We start from the raw sequence: 15,235 nt of genomic DNA, 5'->3' as shown, positions 1-15,235 counted from the left end.
GGGTAAAAATTGGCCGGTAGCGCTTGCTGGGTAAGCGCTACAAGCTACTCTTTTGGTAGCGAATCTTCGATATCCTGCTGCCAGGGCAGGGTCCAGATGTGTTGCTGCCAATCCGGCGCTGCGTCCGCGTTTGGCGGCGTGGGTGCGCTGGCGGTGGTGGATGTTCTGGCAGCGGGCCACTGCAATCCACTGTGCAGCGTGACCAGGCGGCCGTCTGCGGGGTGGGGCAGGCTGAGCTGCCACGCATGCAGCCACAGGCGGTGCAGGCCGAGGCGCTGTGCCCACCAACGGTTGAGCGGCCCTTTGCCGTGGGTGGCGTCACCCAGGATGGGGTGGGCCAGATGCTTGAGGTGGCGGCGGATCTGGTGGCGGCGCCCCGTGGTCGGCTCGGCCCGTACCAGCGATGCGCGCGTCGTGGCAAAGCGGGGGTCGCTGGACTCGGGCAGCTCCAGCCGCGCCAGGCGCGTGAGGCGCGTATGGGCTGGCTGGGTGGGGGCGTCGGGCGGCGCGTCGTCGGGGCGCAGCGGGTGGTCCACTTCGGCCTGCGCCGGTGCCCAGCCGCGTACCAGCGCCAGGTATTGCTTGCGCACGGCATGCCGGGCGAAGGCGTCGGCCAGGGCCCGCGCGGCGGCGGGGTGCAGGGCCATGACGAGCACGCCGCAGGTGCCCTTGTCCAGCCGGTGCACGGGGTAGACGTGCTGGCCGATCTGGTCGCGCAGCGCCTGCATCACGAAGCGCGTTTCGCCTGCGTCCAGACCTGTGCGGTGCACCAGCCAGCCCGCCGGCTTGAAAACGGCCACCATGTGCGCGTCCTGCCACAGCAGGCGCAGCGGAGGGTGCGCGGGCGTCAGGGGTTGCGCCCCGGGGTGAGCTGGATGGTACTCAGGCCCGAATGGGGCGGGTCCTGCTGCGAGGTGAGCCAGTACACCCACAGGCCGCGCAGCCACGCGCCCATGTAGATGATGGACACGGTAAAGATGCCCCACTGCTCGGCCTTCCACGAGGCGTAGAACCAGAACGGCTGCCCCAGCAGCCCGAAGATGCAGGCCCAGCGGCGCAGCGCCGTTCTGCGCGCCTGCGACAGCCAGGCGGCGGTGGCACCCAGCAGGGCGATGGCGATCTGGTCAAGTCCCATGGTGATGTGGCCGTTGCGTGGCGATAGGGTGTTAACTGGATGTTTGTACAGCCATGATAACAGTGGCGGGGGCTGCAGCGGCCAGGGCCTCCCGCAGGCGACGCGGGCGCGCTACGCCTTGGCGGTGGGGAGGGGCGTGCCGGGGAGCCGGTCGCGCCGGGCGATGAATTCGCGGGCCGCCTGGGCGCGCAGGGTGGCCCGGCCCAGCCCGGTGATGGTGATGACGCGTGCGGAGCGTACGGATTCGCCTTCGCCGGGCAGTTCAGCCTGCACCATGCCCGCGGCGCGCAGGACACGCAGCTTGTCCACCTCTGCCTCACCGACGACGGGGGCGGGAAACTGGTCCCGCTGCGCAAGTTGACGGAGAAGTTCCATGGGCATGTGACTGGCTCCCGGTGCTGCGCCGCGCAAACGGTGCGGCGGACGGGGTTATTGTGGCCCCTGGGGCGAGGCCGGTACAACAAAGGCCCCGTTCACAAGTGGGCAGTTCGGCGCCGTGCGCTGACCGACAATCCCACCATGACTGTGTCTTCGCGCTCCACCTTCCTGCCCCTGTCGCTGCTGGCCGCGCCGCAGCGGGACGACCCGCACCCGCTGGTGCTGTACCACGGCCGCTGCGCCGACGGTTTTGCCGCCGCGCTGGCCGCCTGGCGCTTTTATGGCGGTCAGGTCGAATGCCTGGGGCTGACCCACGGGCAGGTGGCCACCGTGGATGACCTGCCGCCGCTGCAGGGGCGGGCCGTCTATGTGCTGGACTTTGCGTTTGCGCCCGACCTGCTCGCCGCCATCGACGCGCGTGCCGCCCGGCTGGTACTGCTGGACCACCACAAGAGCGCGGCCGAGCAGTTGGAGGGCTTTGCCTGCCGCTGCGGGGGCCTGCACTTCGACATGGGCAAGTCTGGTGCGCGCCTGGCGTGGGAGTTTTTCCACCGTGACGCACCACTGCCCGCCTTGGTGCGCCACGTGGAAGACCGCGACCTGTGGGCCTGGCAGTACCCCGACACCGCGGGCTACGTGGCGGCGCTGGACATGGAGCCGTTCGACTTCGCCCGTTGGCAGCAGATCGCCGACTTCACGCCCGCCGAGACGGCGGCCTTCGTCGCGCGCGGGCAGGCCATGGACGAGAAGTTCCGCCACCTGGCGCAGGACGTGGCGGGCGGTGCGCAGCCGCTGGTGTTCAACGGCGAGGCCGGGCTGATGGTGAATGCGCCTGGCGCCTTCCACAGCCTGGTGGGCGAGTTGCTGTCGCGACAGAGCGGCACCTTCGCGCTGATGTGGGTGGTGGGCAAGGACGGGCAGGTCAAGGTGGGCCTGCGCTCGCAGCGCGGCTACGACTGCTCGCCCCTGGCCGTGAGCATGGGCGGCGGCGGCCATGCCCAGGCCTGCGGCTTTCGCCTGCCTGGCGAGCGGCTGGCGCAGTTGCTGTCCGGCGTGTTCCAGGCCGACGAAACGGGTGCGAGTTCCTAGCCAAAATGGCCCGTAGCGCTCGATGGAAAAGCGCGAACAGCTATTGAAATGATAGTCGCCTACCGGCGCCGGCGCCGGTAGTCCCAGGGCGCCTGCGGGCGCGGCTGCGACCACAGCCCGGTCTGGCTCGCGCGTGCCTGGCGCTGCAGCGCCACCAGGTGGGGGTAGCGCTGGGCCTGCGGTGCATAAACCCAGGCCAGGCCGGCGCGCACCTGGGCCGTGCCCACGTCCTGCCCCTGGCAGCGCACATGCGCCAGCGTGCGGCCGTAGTCGTCGTGGCCCAGCGTGCGCAGGGCGGCCTGCTGGCGAAAGCACAGGCGCGCCAGGTTCTGGCGCGCGCGTTGGCCGAAGGCCTGGCGGCTCTCGGGCGCGTCGATCGCCACCACGCGCACGCGCTGCGGGCGCCAGGCCCCTGGCGTGCCGCAACGCACGGTGAGCGTGTCGCCATCGCTGATGGCAATCACAAGGCAGAGGAGGGCGGCAGCGGACACGGGTGGGGCAGAGGTGAAGAGCGGATAAAAGCGCGGTGGCGGTGGCGGTGGCGGTGGCGGTGGCGGTGGCGCGTCGGCATGCGGCCGCTGCGGCCGCGCCGCTGTCGCATGGTGACGCCGCAAGGGCGCGCACTATAACCGCGTGGGATGCGCGCTTGCAGGTCCGCGCGGCATCGCGGCCTTGCCCATGCCGATTGCCTAAAAAATGGGCGATGCGCTGCAGCCCAAAGCCGGCGCGGCCTGCGCGGGGTTGTCCCGGCGGTTGTCCACAGGGCCGCCCACAGGCGGTGGGCATAAGTGGTGCGGCGGCGGGGCGCGCGCCAATGGCCGACAATCGCGTGTCGCACGCGGGCAAAGGCCTGCCCTTTCCTCGTTCGGGTACATGCCTGCTGTTCTCATCCGGATGCGTGCCTGTTGTTGTCTTGCCCGAGGCGGCGACGTTGCGTTGTCGCCGGGTTTTCCGCATCGTTTCTTGTCCACCTGCTGCCGTTGTGATCCAAGGTCTTGTTGCGTCCATCGTCGCGTCCGTTCTGTTCGGCGCCATGTATTACCTGGCACCGGCGCTGGCGCCGCTGGATGGCGAGCAGATCTTCGGCTGGCGCGTGCTGTGCACGCTGCCGTTCACCACGGCGCTGCTGCTGGCGCGCGGGCAGTGGCCGCGCGTGCGCCTGCTGGCTGCGCGCGCGTGGCGGCAGCCGCTGCTGGCGCTGGGGCTGCTGGCCAGCGCCGCCATGCTGGGCGTGCAGCTGTGGCTGTTTTTATGGGCGCCGCTGCACGGGCGGGCGCTGCCGGTGTCGCTGGGCTACTTCCTGCTGCCGTTGGTGATGGTGCTGGCCGGGCGGGTGCTGTACCGCGAGCGGCTGTCGCACCTGCAGTGGCTGGCCACGGCACTGGCGGGTGCAGGTGTGCTGCACGAGGTGTTGCGCGCCGGCGGCATGTCGTGGGAGACCTGGCTGGTCGCACTGGGCTACACCGCGTATTTCGTGATGCGCCGGCGCCTGGGCACCGACCACCTGGGCGGCCATTGGCTGGACATGCTGCTGCTGGTGCCCGCGGCGCTGTGGTTCGTGGTGCGCGCGCCGTCGTCCCTGCCGCTGGTGCTGGAGCATGCGCACCTGTGGGCGATGGTGCCCGTCCTGGGCGTGCTCAGCGCCGTGGCGCTGGCGCTGTACATGGCCGCCAGCCGCCTGCTGCCGCTGGGGTTGTTTGGTCTCTTGAGCTATGTGGAGCCGGTGCTGCTGGCGCTGGTGGCGCTGGCGCTGGGCGAGAGCATCGGCGCGGCGCAGTGGCCTACCTATGGCCCCATCTTCGCCGCCGTGGCGCTGCTGGTGCTGGACGGCGCACTGCGCCTGCGCCGCCCGGCCGTGCAGGTTCAAGGCAAAAAGCCGCTCTAGCGCCCATCCATCAAGCGCTGGCAGCTATTAAAATCGATGTAAACGGTGCCATTCGCAGCACCGCACAGCCACCCGAGGGAGCCCCTATATGCACGCCACCGTGCCCCATCCGCGCCAGCGTTTGCGCGTCTTTTCTGCGGCGAGCGTGTGCTTCGCCCTGGCCACCGCTGGCCTGCTGGCGCTGCCCGCCACGCCCGCGGGCGCGCGCGACGCGTCCACCGCCTGGGGCAAGCGCCTGGTGGAGTCGTTCGAATTGACGCCCGAAGACCTGGCGCGACTGGCGCGCCACCAGGACAAGACGGCCGGCAGCAAGCCTGCGGGCTTTTTCTCCGAAACGGTGGCCTGGAAGGCGCCGCGCGCGCTGGACCTGCCCGCCAGCGGCAACCCCTACACGCTGGTGGTGCACGTGGCCGGCGTGGCCCAGGCCGACGGCGAAGGCCTCACGCGCTGGATGGCCGGCTGGGACACGGACAACGGCACGCGCCTGTCGATGGTGCAGGGCGCTTCGTTCGGGACGGGCACGCGCGCGGGCCAGGTGCTGCAGCTGGCGGGCACGGCCGGGCCGGTGAGCTTCAAGGAGGACCGCAAGGTGGCGCCGGCGCTGGAGTTCGCAGGCGCGAGCAACCTGCGGCTGGACGGCGTGCGCGTGGAGGTGTGGTCCGGCATGCGGCGCAGCTCGTTCGTCGAGCTGCTCATGTCCGCCGTGCCGCTGCTCACGGGTGTGGTGTTCCTCGCGCTGGTCGTCTGGTGGCGCAAGCGCTAGCGCCGCGCGGCGCAACTGCACACCGTGCAGGCCGCCCGTGGCGCTGGCGGGCGCGTGCCGCGCTAGAAGCCCAGCGGCTGGCCGGGCTTCCAGGCGTCGGCCAGGCGCTCGGCCTCGGCAATGTCGCTGGGATGCAGCTTGTCCTTGAGGCGGACCAGGCCTGCACGCGCGCTGGACGGGTAGTGCTGCTCTGTCAGCAGCGCGTCGCGCTCCGGCGTGGCGCGCGAGGCGCGTTCGGCCAGCGTGAGCAGCATCCACGCGGGGACGGGGCGTTGGCTTACGGGATCGGCGCCCCGCGCGTAGAGCATGCCCAGGCTGTACAGGCCCGCGCCGTCGCCCTGGCGCGCGGCACGCAGGTACCAGTTCTCGGCCAGTGAGGGCTGGCGCGGCACATGTTCACCGCGCTCATACAGACCCCCCAGGCGCACGGCGGCGGTGGCATCACCCGCGCGGGCGGCGCGCTCCAGCCATTGCAGCGCCTCGGCCGGGTCCAGCGGCTGGCCGATGGCGTTGCGGTAGCTGCTGCCACCCAGCAGCATGGAGCCCAGCAGCACCATGGCCCGCGGCTCGCCCTCATCGGCCAGCGCGCGCACGGCAGGCAGTGCCTGGGCGCCTTCGCCCATGCGCCACTGGTGTTCCAGTGCATCGATGCGCGCCCGCCCGTCCTGCACGGCGCGGGCCTGGCTGACATCGGCGGCGCGGCTGTCGCTGGCGGCGCGTTGCACCTGTTGGGCGCTGCGCTGGCGCTCGCCGTTCCACTTTCAGCCCAGCAGCGCGGCCCCGGCCAGCACGGCGCTGCCCAGGGCGATCCAGGCCCAGGGCAGACCCGCGCTGGCCCGGGCGCGGCGCGGGTCCAGCGGGACGGGCTGGGTATCGTCCTCTTCATCGTGGCCCGCGCGTGCGCGTGGGCGCGGCGTGGCCTTGTCGTAGACCACCGCGCAGCGCGGGCATTGCCAGGCGGGGGCGGTGTCGCTGGCCTGGCGCGTGTAGTGGCAGCGTGGGCAGGTGCGTGCGACGTGCGATGAGGCCGCAGCAGGCGCGGGTTGCGTGGGCGCGGGGTCGAGCGGGGCGAGGGACAGGCCGTCGCCAGGGTTCGTGGTCATGGTGTTCAGTTCCTCCCGCCGCGATTGTCGCTGCTGGGTGGAGGGTGCTGAGCGTAAGTGAAGAATCCGGCGCAAAGCCAATGCAGGAAAGCGCCAGCAGCTCTACTTTTTGCGGTGGTGCGGCACTGGCGAGGGCGGGCTGGCGGGTTGCCAGCCGCCCGGCTCCAGCCCGTCCAGGGCGTAGGGGCCGATGGCCGCGCGCACCAACCGCAGCGTGGGGTGGCCCACGGCGGCGGTCATGCGGCGCACCTGGCGGTTGCGGCCTTCGCGGATGATGAGTTCGATCCAGCAGTCGGGAATGTTCTGGCGCACGCGGATGGGCGGATCGCGCTCCCAGAGGGCGGGGGGCGGCTCCAGCCGGCGCACGCGTGCGGGCAGGGTGGGGCCGTCGCCGAGCTGCACGCCCTGGCGCAGGGCCTGCAGCGCGGCCTCGTCAGGAATGCCCTCCACCTGCACCCAGTAGGTCTTCTCCATCTTGTGGCGCGGATCGCTGATGCGTGCCTGCAGCGCCCCGTCGTCGGTGAGCAGCAGCAGTCCCTCGCTGTCGGCATCGAGCCGCCCCGCCACATAGACGCCGGGCACGTCGATGAAGTCCTGGAGCCCGCGCCAGCGCCCCTCGGGCGTGAACTGGCTCAGCACGCCATAGGGCTTGTTGAAGCGCAGCAGCCGCGCCGCGCGCTGGGGGGCGGGCGCCGGCGCGGCTGCGGGGCGGCGCAGCGCCAGGCGCGGGCGTGGGGCGGGGGGCGTGCTCATGCGGGCAGGAACAGGGCCGGGTCCACCATGGTGCGGTTGAGCATCACGCCCCAGTGCAGGTGCGGGCCGGTCACGCGGCCGGTGGCCCCTACCCTGCAGAACGCATCGCCCGTGCGCAGTACGTCACCCACCTGGCAGTCCATGCGGCTGAGGTGGCAGTACATGCTGAGCAGGCCGCCGCCATGGTCCAGCCACACGGTGCCGCCGTTGAAGAAATAGTCGCCCACATCGATCACCCGGCCCGCCAGCGGCGCGGCGACAGGGGTGCCCGTGGCGGCGGCAATGTCCATGCCGCTGTGCGGATTGCGCGCCTGGCCGTTGAACACGCGCCGCAGACCGAAGCTGCTGGAGCGCCGTCCCGGCACGGGCTGGCGCATCTGCAGCTCCTCTGGCAAGGGCGTTGAAAAGGTAGCCATGACGTGCTGCTGGTGCGCGCGCTCACGCTCGTGGCGGGCCAGGTCTTCGGGTGCCAGGTCCACCGTGCGCGGTGCCACGGTCAGGCGCTGCTCGCGGTACTGCTTGGCTGCCACGCGGTAAGCCACGCGCCGCGCCGGTGCGGTCGGCGTGGCCTGTACCGTCACCTCGGCCTCGCCCGTAGGCGCGGCCAGCGGGATGCCGACGATGGCCGTCCACTCGATCGCATCGCCCAGCACCAGCACCGGGACGTCGCCCGCGTGCACCACCGGCCGCTCGGCCGCGGGGCCCAGCGACAGCCGGGCCACGCCCCCGGGCACGGCCAGGGCCTGCGGCCATTGCTGGGCGGTGCCCGCCCGGACCAGCGCGGGCATGCCGGGCGCCAGGGCGAGGCCCAGCGCCTGCAGCAGCGTGCGGCGCCGTGCGCCTGAGGGGGAAAGGGGCGGAAAAGTGGGGTCGCAAGGAAATGGCACGGCCGCAGTGTAGAGCGCTCCTGGCCGCCGCCTGCCCGCCGCGTGGGCATGGTTATGCGCAAAGCTAAGGTTCTCATGCGCCTGCGAGGCAGTGGTCCATAATCCGCACCCAATGCCCTGGGCGCCATGGTGCCCGGGGCATTGCCACGTCTGGCACGGCACTTGCGCCCACAAGGTGCGCGCCCGGCTCCAGGGCGCTCCACGGCTGCACCCACCAAGCACCGCCTGCACCTCAGGCGGTGTTTTCACTTGGGGCCTGGCTTTGTTCCCCTTTTGTTTATTCCATTTCGCTAGAAAGCAGATCGACCATGCGTCAAGAACATGACTTCATCGGTATCAAGACCATTCCCCCGGACGCGTATTGGGGCGTCCACACCGCTCGTGCCGTAGAAAACTTTCCCATCACCGGCCACACCGTGGCCCACATGCCCGAGTTGATCCGGGCCTTTGCCTTCGTCAAGAAGGCCGCCGCCCACGCCAATCTGCAGCTGGGCGCGATCAACGCAACCCAAGCCCGCGCCATTGCCCAAGCCTGCGACGACCTGATCGCCGGACAGTTGCACGACCAGTTCGTCGTGGACGTGATCCAGGGCGGTGCCGGCACCTCCACGAACATGAACGCCAATGAGGTGATCGCCAACCGTGCCCTGGAGCACCTGGGATTGCCCAAAGGCCGCTATGACACGATCCACCCGAACGATCACGTCAACGCATCGCAAAGCACCAACGATGCCTATCCCACGGCGCTGAAGATCGCCACCTATTTCGGTATCGAGACGCTGCTCAAGGCCCTGTCGGCCCTGCGCGGCGCGTTCGAGGCCAAGGCCGAGGAATTCAAGGGCATCCTGAAGATCGGCCGCACCCAGTTGCAGGATGCCGTGCCCATGACGCTGGGCCAGGAGTTTGCCGCCTTCGCCGCCATGATTGCCGACGATGAGCGCCGCCTGCGCGAGTCCGCCTACCTGATGACCGAGGTGAACATGGGCGGCACCGCCATCGGCACCGGCATCAACGCGCCCGTCGGCTACGTGGACGTGGTCATCCCTGAGCTGGCGCGGCTGTCGGGCGTGCCGGTCAAGGCTGCGGCCAACCTGATCGCCGCCACGTCGGACACGGGGGCCTTCGTTGACATCTCGGGCGTGCTCAAGCGCATCGCCGCCAAGCTCTCCAAGATCAGCAACGACCTGCGCCTGCTGTCCTCGGGCCCGCAGGCCGGCGTGGGCGACATCCAGCTGCCCGCGCGCCAGGCGGGCTCGTCCATCATGCCCGGCAAGGTCAACCCCGTGATCCCCGAGGTGATGAACCAGGTGTGCTTCGAAGTGATCGGCAACGACGCCGCCATCACCATGGCTGCCGAAGCCGGGCAATTGCAGCTCAACGCTTTTGAACCGCTGATGGGCTGGGCGCTGCACAAGAGCCTGCACCACCTGGCCAAGGCATGCCATACGCTGCAGGTGAATTGCGTGGAGGGCATCGTGGCCAACCAGGGGCTGCTGACGGAACGCATCGCCGCGTCGGTGACGCTGGTGACCGCGCTCAACCCGCTGATCGGTTACGAGAAGGCGGCCGCCATCGCCAAGTCGGCCATTGCCACGGGCAAGCCGATTGCCGTGGTGGCCGAGGACCTGGGCATCATGACCCAGGCCGAGATGCACAAGCTGCTGGTGGCCGAGCGCCTCACGCAGGCGGGCGCCATCCAGGCCGCTGATTGACGGGCGCTGCCGGGGCCTCGGCCGCTGCCGAAGGCGCCGGTAGGCCGCGGTGGCCATCCGCCCAAAAAAAAGCCCAGTCAGGGACTGGGCTTGAAGGGATCCAGGAAACCAGAGTTTCGAGAGGATCCAAGGAGACAACTGGAGGGCCCTGCGACGTTCATTCCCATCGCCGGGCCAGTGAGTGAATTATAGGGGTAAACCCTGAAATCTGCCAGCGACGTGGCAGCGATTCACTCAACGCTTGCGGGGAGCCGCGGTTGCGGCGGTCGCCGTCTTGGCCGCGGTGGCGGCAGAGCTGGCCACGGCGTTGAAGTTGGCTTCGGCCACATCGCTGGCCTGCTTTACGGCCTTTTGCACCGACTCGAAGGCGTTGTTGGCGGCAGACACAGCGCTCTTGAAGACGGCGACGGTGGTCTCGGAACCAGCGGGGGCGTTCTTGGCGGCGCTGTCCACCAGGTTGGTGAAGTTGCGCTGCACTTCTGCGGCCTGGGCTTCGAAGGTCTTGCCGAACTCGGCGCCCGTGCCGGAAGCGATGTCGTACAGGTGGCGGCTGTAAGCCACGGCCTTTTCGGCCAGGGGCTGGAACAGGCTGGCTTGCAGTGCGAGCAGCTCTTGTGCATCCTTGGTGGACAGCACGGCCTGGGTGTGGCTGGCGGCTTCGGCCAGGGCGGCGCGCGAAGCGGTCACATTCAGTTCGACGAGCTTCTCCACGCCCTCGAAGGCCTTGTTCGTCAGGCCGAACAGGGTCTCCAGGTTGGCCTTGTGGGAAGCGAGGATTTGCTCAGGGGTCAGCGACATGTCATATCTCCATTGAATGCCCGGGATGGGCGGGTTGAGACATCTGCCCTGACTGACCTGTGCGTCATGTTGCAGTGCAGCATGAACCGAATTTTAGGGATCCTGTCGATAGGCGCAAGCATTTTTGTTGCAATGCAGCATTTTTAGGGGCAACACCCAAAGTTCTGTTGGTTACATCTGGACCGGCGGTGGACTGCGCGCTGCCTATTACGAAGACAGGGGACAAGGGGAAGCCGCCGCTGGCCGCTGGCAGAATCAGCGCCTCATGAACACGTCCCTCTCTCCCTCAGGTGCGGCAGGCGCTGCAGGCACGGCCCCGCAGCCCCGGCCGCAGCCGCAGCCGCGCGAGGCCTACGCGGTGTTTCGCTCCATCGGTACGCGCTGGATGGACAACGACGTCTATGGCCATGTGAACAACGTCGTGTACTACAGCTGGTTCGACACCGCGGTGAACGCCTACCTGATCGAGCAGGGCGCGCTGGACATCCATCACGGCGACACCATTGGGCTGGTCATCGAGACGCAGTGCAACTATTTCGCGTCGCTGGCGTTCCCGCAAACCATCGACGCCGGCATCCGTGTGGCGCGGCTGGGTGACACGAGCGTGCGCTACGAGGTCGGCCTGTTCGCCCAGGGCGAGGCCATGAGTGCAGCTTGCGGCCACTTCGTGCATGTGTACGTGGGACGGGACGACCGCCGTCCGCGTGCGCTGCCCGATCGGCTGCGCCAGGCACTGCAGCCCTTGTGCGTGGCGCGTTGATCGCGGGCGTGGCGCGCCGGCTTTCCCTGAGGGCTGCCGGGGCTGCGCGCCGGTTTGCGGCGGCCCGGGTGGGTTGATGCCAGAATCAGGGGCTCGCCGGCCCGGCCACGCGTGTGTGGCGAAGCGGCGGGTCCCCATCGCCATGTCCAGTAGCGGGACAGTCTGCCCCGCGCGCATCCATGATCATCACCAGCCTGCTCGACACCGACCTGTACAAGTTCACCATGATGCAGGTGGTGCTGCACCAGTTTCCGGGCGCGCAGGTGGAGTACCGCTTCAAATGCCGCAACCCGGGTGTGGAGCTGGCACCCTTCGTCAGCGAGATCCGCGACGAGATCCGCGCGTTGTGCAGCCTGCAGTTCCAGGACGCGGAGCTGGCCTACCTGCGCTCGCTGCGCTTCATCAAGAGCGACTTCGTCGACTTCCTGGGGCTGTTTCGCCTCAACGAGAAATACATCCGCGTGAGCGCGCTGCCCTCGGGCGAGATCGACATCACCATCACCGGGCCCTGGCTGCACACCATCCTGTTCGAGATCCCGGTGCTGGCGATCGTGAACGAGGTGTACTTCCGCAACACGCAGAAGGTGCCCGACTTTCCCGAGGGGCGCCGCCGGCTCGAAGCCAAGATCGGCCAGCTGCAGCAGCCGGGGTTGGACAGTCTCAAGATTGCCGACTACGGCACGCGCCGGCGCTTTTCGCGCGCCTGGCACGAGGAGGTGCTGCGCGTGCTGTGCGTGCGCCTGGGCTCTGACGACCGGCGCGGCGCGCCGGGGCAGTTTGCGGGCACGAGCAACGTGTTGTACGCAATGAAGCTGGGCGTGACGCCGCTGGGCACCATGGCGCACGAATACCTGCAGGCCTGCCAGTCCCTCGGCCCGCGGCTGCGCGACAGCCAGGTGTTCGGCTTCGAGATGTGGGCCAAGGAATACCGCGGCGACCTGGGGATCGCGCTGTCCGACGTGTACGGCATGAGCGCCTTCCTGCGCGACTTCGACCTGTACTTCTGCAAGCTGTTCGATGGCGCGCGCCACGACAGCGGCGATCCCTTCGCATGGGGCGAGCGGCTGCTGCAGCACTACCGCGACAATCGCGTGGACCCGTTGACCAAGACGCTGATCTTCAGCGACGCGCTGACCGTGCCGCGCATCATCGAGCTGTACCAGCGCTTCAACGGCCGCTGCCAGTTGGCGTTCGGCATCGGCACCAACCTGACCAACGACCTGGGCTACGAGCCACTGCAGATCGTGATCAAGATGACGCGCTGCAACGGCCAGCCCGTGGCCAAGCTGTCGGACGCACCCGGCAAGAACATGTGCAACGACGAGAAATACCTGGCTTACCTGCGCCAGGTGTTCGAGATTCCCTCGCCGCAGTGAGCGCGCGCCTGGCGCCGCCGGCGGCATTTCAACTTTCCCAAGAACGACCCGAGGAGACCTGTCCATGAACCCGATCCGCACCCTGGCCCTTGGGCTGCTGTGCCTGGCACCCGCGCTGGCGGGGGCGGCGGAGATCGACGGCAGCCAGCTGTCGGTGCTGTGGGGTGTTCCGTTTGCAGGCGTGCTGTTGAGCATTGCGCTGCTGCCGTTGCTGGCGCCGCTGTTCTGGCACCACCACTTCGGCAAGGTCACCGCCGCGTGGGCGCTAGCGTTTCTGGTGCCGTTTGCCGTGGTCTTTGGCCCCGGCGTGGCGGCGGCGGGCTTCGCGCATGCGCTGGTCGCGGAATATCTGCCCTTCGTGATCCTGCTCACGGCGCTGTTCACCGTGGCCGGTGGTATCTATATCCGTGGCAATCTGCACGGCAGCCCGGCCCTGAATGCCGGCTTTCTCGCCGTGGGCGCGGTGCTGGCCAGCTTCATGGGCACCACGGGCGCGTCCATGCTGCTGATCCGTCCGCTGATCCGTGCCAACGACAACCGCAAGCATGTGGCGCACGTGGTGGTGTTCTTCATCTTCATCGTCTCCAACGCCGGCGGCTCGCTCACGCCGCTGGGCGATCCGCCGCTGTTCCTGGGCTTCCTCAAGGGCGTGGATTTCTTCTGGACGGCGCGGCACGTGTTTCCGGAAACGCTGTTCCTGATTGGCGTGCTGCTGGTGCTGTTCTATGTACTGGACAGCTGGTACTACCGCCAGGCGGGTGAAGTCAGCCGCACCGACCCCACCCCCGATTCGGCACCGGCCGCGCTGGGTTTTGACGGCAAGATCAACTTCGTGCTGCTGCTGGCCGTGGTGGGGCTGGTGCTGCTCAGCGGCATTTGGAAGTCGCCCGTGGAATGGGTGATCGCCGGCACGCCGCTGGGCCTGCCCGCCCTGGTGCGCGATGCGGGGCTGATCGCGGTGACCGTGGCATCGCTGGTGCTGACGCCGCGGCAAGTGCATGCAGACAACCAGTTCGGCTGGGGCCCAATGCAGGAGGTGGCCAAGCTGTTCGCGGGCATCTTCCTGACCATCATTCCCGTCATTGCCATGCTCAAGGCCGGCGTGAACGGGCCTTTCGGCGCCATCGTCTCCGCCGTCACGCGGCCCGACGGCTCGCCCGATCCTGCGATGTACTTCTGGGCCACCGGCCTGCTCAGCTCGTTCCTGGACAACGCGCCCACCTACCTGGTGTTCTTCAACACGGCCGGCGGCGATGCGGCCACGCTGATGACCACGCATGCCGCCACGCTGGCCGCCATCTCGGCGGGGGCCGTATTCATGGGCGCCAACACCTACATCGGCAACGCGCCCAACCTCATGGTCAAGGCGATTGCGGAGGACCGCGGCGTGAAGATGCCCAGCTTCTTCGGCTACATGCTGTGGTCGTGCGGCATCCTGTTGCCGCTGTTCGTCGTGATGACCTTCATCTGGTTGCAATGAGCCCGGGCCTGAACCGCGGGGTGCCTCGGCACGGCCCCGCGTTCAGGCTGCCGACACCTGACCGAAAGGAGCACTTCCCATGTCCAAGCCCCACATCCTCGTCGCGCGCAAGATCTTTCCCGAGGTCATTGAGCGCCTGACGCAGCATTTCGAGGTGTATGCCAACCAGGACGACAACCTGTGGACGCAGGCCGAGCTTATCGAGCGGCTGCAGGGCAAGGACGGCGCGTTGCTCACCGGCACCCAGCCGGTGAACGCCGAGCTGCTGGCCGCCTGCCCGCAGCTGCGCATCGCGGCCAACATGACGGTGGGCTACAACAACTTCGACATCGCCGCGATGACCGCCGCCGGCGTGCAGGGCACCAACACGCCCGACGTGCTGACCGAGACCACGGCCGATTTCGGCTTTGCGCTGCTCATGGCCACGGCGCGGCGCATCACGGAGAGCGAGCATTACCTGCGCGCCGGCCAGTGGACGCGCTGGAGCTACGACATGTTCGCCGGCTGCGAGGTGCATGGCAGCACGCTGGGCATCCTTGGGATGGGCCGCATCGGACAGGGCATTGCCAAGCGTGGGGCGCATGGCTTTGGCATGAACGTGATCTACCACAACCGCTCGCGCCTGTCGCCCGCGCTGGAGGCCGAATGCAAGGCGCGCTACGTGGGCAAGGACGAGCTGCTGGCCCAGGCCGACCACCTGGTGCTGGTGCTGCCCTACACGCCCGAGTCGCACCATGCCATCGGCGCGGCCGAGATCGCGCGCATGAAGCCCACGGCCACGCTGATCAACATCGCGCGCGGCGGCATCGTGGATGACGCGGCGCTGGCTCAGGCGCTCAAAGAGCGCCGCATCGCTGCCGCGGGACTGGACGTATTCGAAGGTGAGCCCGCGGTGCACCCCGCGTTGCTGGAGGTGCCCAACGTGGTGCTCACCCCGCACATCGCCAGCGCCACCGTGCCCACGCGGCTCGCCATGGCGCAACTGGCGGCGAACAACCTGGTGGCGTTCTTCGACGGGCGCGGCGCCCTCACTCCCGTGAACACGCCCGCCAAGGTGTGAATGAAATCGGCCTCTGGCGCTTGATGGATAAGCGCTAGCAGCTATTGTTTTGATAG

At 68.8% G+C, this 15,235-nt stretch carries 17 protein-coding genes; 8 read left to right on the top strand and 9 right to left on the bottom strand.

What is annotated here, in order from left to right:
• Nucleotides 1-44: 44 nt before the first annotated feature.
• From MRB47_RS14295 to MRB47_RS14285, 3 genes are all read right to left on the bottom strand, one after another.
• Complete coding sequence (locus tag MRB47_RS14295) at nt 45-803, bottom strand: pseudouridine synthase (protein ID WP_252101016.1); 759 nt, start codon at nt 801-803, stop codon at nt 45-47.
• A gap of 44 nt (nt 804-847) precedes the next feature.
• Nucleotides 848-1,135 carry a hypothetical protein gene (locus MRB47_RS14290; RefSeq protein WP_088888550.1) on the bottom strand — a complete coding sequence of 96 codons (288 nt, stop codon included), beginning with the start codon at nt 1,133-1,135 and terminating at the stop codon, nt 848-850.
• A gap of 111 nt (nt 1,136-1,246) precedes the next feature.
• Entirely contained in the window at nt 1,247-1,510 is a 264-nt protein-coding gene (locus MRB47_RS14285; protein ID WP_246867456.1) for a hypothetical protein, read from the bottom strand.
• A 144-nt stretch (nt 1,511-1,654) separates the two neighbouring features.
• On the opposite strand from MRB47_RS14285, the gene MRB47_RS14280 reads away from it, so the two are divergent.
• Entirely contained in the window at nt 1,655-2,602 is a 948-nt protein-coding gene (locus MRB47_RS14280) for a DHH family phosphoesterase (protein WP_047351103.1), read from the top strand.
• 59 nt (nt 2,603-2,661) lie between these two features.
• Here the strand turns inward: MRB47_RS14280 and MRB47_RS14275 are convergent, their stop codons facing one another.
• Nucleotides 2,662-3,093 carry a thermonuclease family protein gene (locus tag MRB47_RS14275; RefSeq protein WP_252101015.1) on the bottom strand — a complete coding sequence of 144 codons (432 nt, stop codon included), beginning with the start codon at nt 3,091-3,093 and terminating at the stop codon, nt 2,662-2,664.
• A gap of 491 nt (nt 3,094-3,584) precedes the next feature.
• Between MRB47_RS14275 and rarD the strand changes: the two genes are divergently transcribed.
• Together rarD and MRB47_RS14265 are read left to right on the top strand one after the other, a co-directional pair.
• Nucleotides 3,585-4,487, top strand: coding sequence for an EamA family transporter RarD (rarD, locus tag MRB47_RS14270; protein ID WP_252101014.1), 903 nt, complete (start codon nt 3,585-3,587; stop codon nt 4,485-4,487).
• A gap of 88 nt (nt 4,488-4,575) precedes the next feature.
• Nucleotides 4,576-5,250 carry a hypothetical protein gene (locus MRB47_RS14265; RefSeq protein WP_252101013.1) on the top strand — a complete coding sequence of 225 codons (675 nt, stop codon included), beginning with the start codon at nt 4,576-4,578 and terminating at the stop codon, nt 5,248-5,250.
• A 62-nt stretch (nt 5,251-5,312) separates the two neighbouring features.
• On the opposite strand, the gene MRB47_RS14260 is transcribed toward MRB47_RS14265, so the two are convergent.
• The 4 genes from MRB47_RS14260 to MRB47_RS14245 all read right to left on the bottom strand — a co-directional run bounded on the left by MRB47_RS14260 (nt 5,313) and on the right by MRB47_RS14245 (nt 7,894).
• A complete protein-coding gene (locus MRB47_RS14260) occupies nt 5,313-5,975 on the bottom strand; it encodes a tetratricopeptide repeat protein (RefSeq protein WP_252101012.1) in 663 nt (220 codons plus the stop codon).
• 36 nt (nt 5,976-6,011) lie between these two features.
• On the bottom strand, nt 6,012-6,353 hold the full coding sequence (locus MRB47_RS14255) for a hypothetical protein (protein WP_252101011.1): 342 nt from the start codon (nt 6,351-6,353) through the stop codon (nt 6,012-6,014).
• 102 nt (nt 6,354-6,455) lie between these two features.
• Complete coding sequence (locus MRB47_RS14250) at nt 6,456-7,106, bottom strand: pseudouridine synthase (protein WP_252101010.1); 651 nt, start codon at nt 7,104-7,106, stop codon at nt 6,456-6,458.
• Nucleotides 7,103-7,894 carry a M23 family metallopeptidase gene (locus MRB47_RS14245; protein ID WP_312035146.1) on the bottom strand — a complete coding sequence of 264 codons (792 nt, stop codon included), beginning with the start codon at nt 7,892-7,894 and terminating at the stop codon, nt 7,103-7,105. The genes MRB47_RS14250 and MRB47_RS14245 overlap by 4 nt, the downstream gene beginning before the upstream one ends.
• 407 nt (nt 7,895-8,301) lie before the next feature.
• On the opposite strand from MRB47_RS14245, the gene MRB47_RS14240 reads away from it, so the two are divergent.
• Nucleotides 8,302-9,705: an aspartate ammonia-lyase gene (locus MRB47_RS14240; RefSeq protein ID WP_252101009.1), complete on the top strand. Its 1,404-nt coding sequence runs from the start codon at nt 8,302-8,304 to the stop codon at nt 9,703-9,705.
• Between the two features lie 234 nt (nt 9,706-9,939).
• On the opposite strand, the gene MRB47_RS14235 is transcribed toward MRB47_RS14240, so the two are convergent.
• On the bottom strand, nt 9,940-10,503 hold the full coding sequence (locus tag MRB47_RS14235; RefSeq protein WP_015912985.1) for a phasin family protein: 564 nt from the start codon (nt 10,501-10,503) through the stop codon (nt 9,940-9,942).
• Nucleotides 10,504-10,768: 265 nt separating this feature from the next.
• On the opposite strand from MRB47_RS14235, the gene MRB47_RS14230 reads away from it, so the two are divergent.
• From MRB47_RS14230 to MRB47_RS14215, 4 genes are all read left to right on the top strand, one after another.
• Nucleotides 10,769-11,263, top strand: coding sequence for an acyl-CoA thioesterase (locus MRB47_RS14230; protein WP_172206649.1), 495 nt, complete (start codon nt 10,769-10,771; stop codon nt 11,261-11,263).
• Nucleotides 11,264-11,442: 179 nt separating this feature from the next.
• On the top strand, nt 11,443-12,639 hold the full coding sequence (gene pncB, locus MRB47_RS14225) for a nicotinate phosphoribosyltransferase (protein ID WP_011805692.1): 1,197 nt from the start codon (nt 11,443-11,445) through the stop codon (nt 12,637-12,639).
• Between the two features lie 64 nt (nt 12,640-12,703).
• Nucleotides 12,704-14,119: a sodium:proton antiporter gene (locus MRB47_RS14220; protein ID WP_252101008.1), complete on the top strand. Its 1,416-nt coding sequence runs from the start codon at nt 12,704-12,706 to the stop codon at nt 14,117-14,119.
• Between the two features lie 79 nt (nt 14,120-14,198).
• On the top strand, nt 14,199-15,179 hold the full coding sequence (locus MRB47_RS14215) for a 2-hydroxyacid dehydrogenase (protein ID WP_252101007.1): 981 nt from the start codon (nt 14,199-14,201) through the stop codon (nt 15,177-15,179).
• Nucleotides 15,180-15,235 lie beyond the last annotated feature (56 nt).

This window comes from Diaphorobacter sp. LI3, assembly GCF_022807955.1.
In the GTDB taxonomy this organism is placed as follows: domain Bacteria; phylum Pseudomonadota; class Gammaproteobacteria; order Burkholderiales; family Burkholderiaceae_C; genus Diaphorobacter; species Diaphorobacter nitroreducens.
The sequence above is the reverse complement of the archived record's forward strand: the minus strand, read 5'-3'. Positions and strand labels throughout refer to the sequence as shown.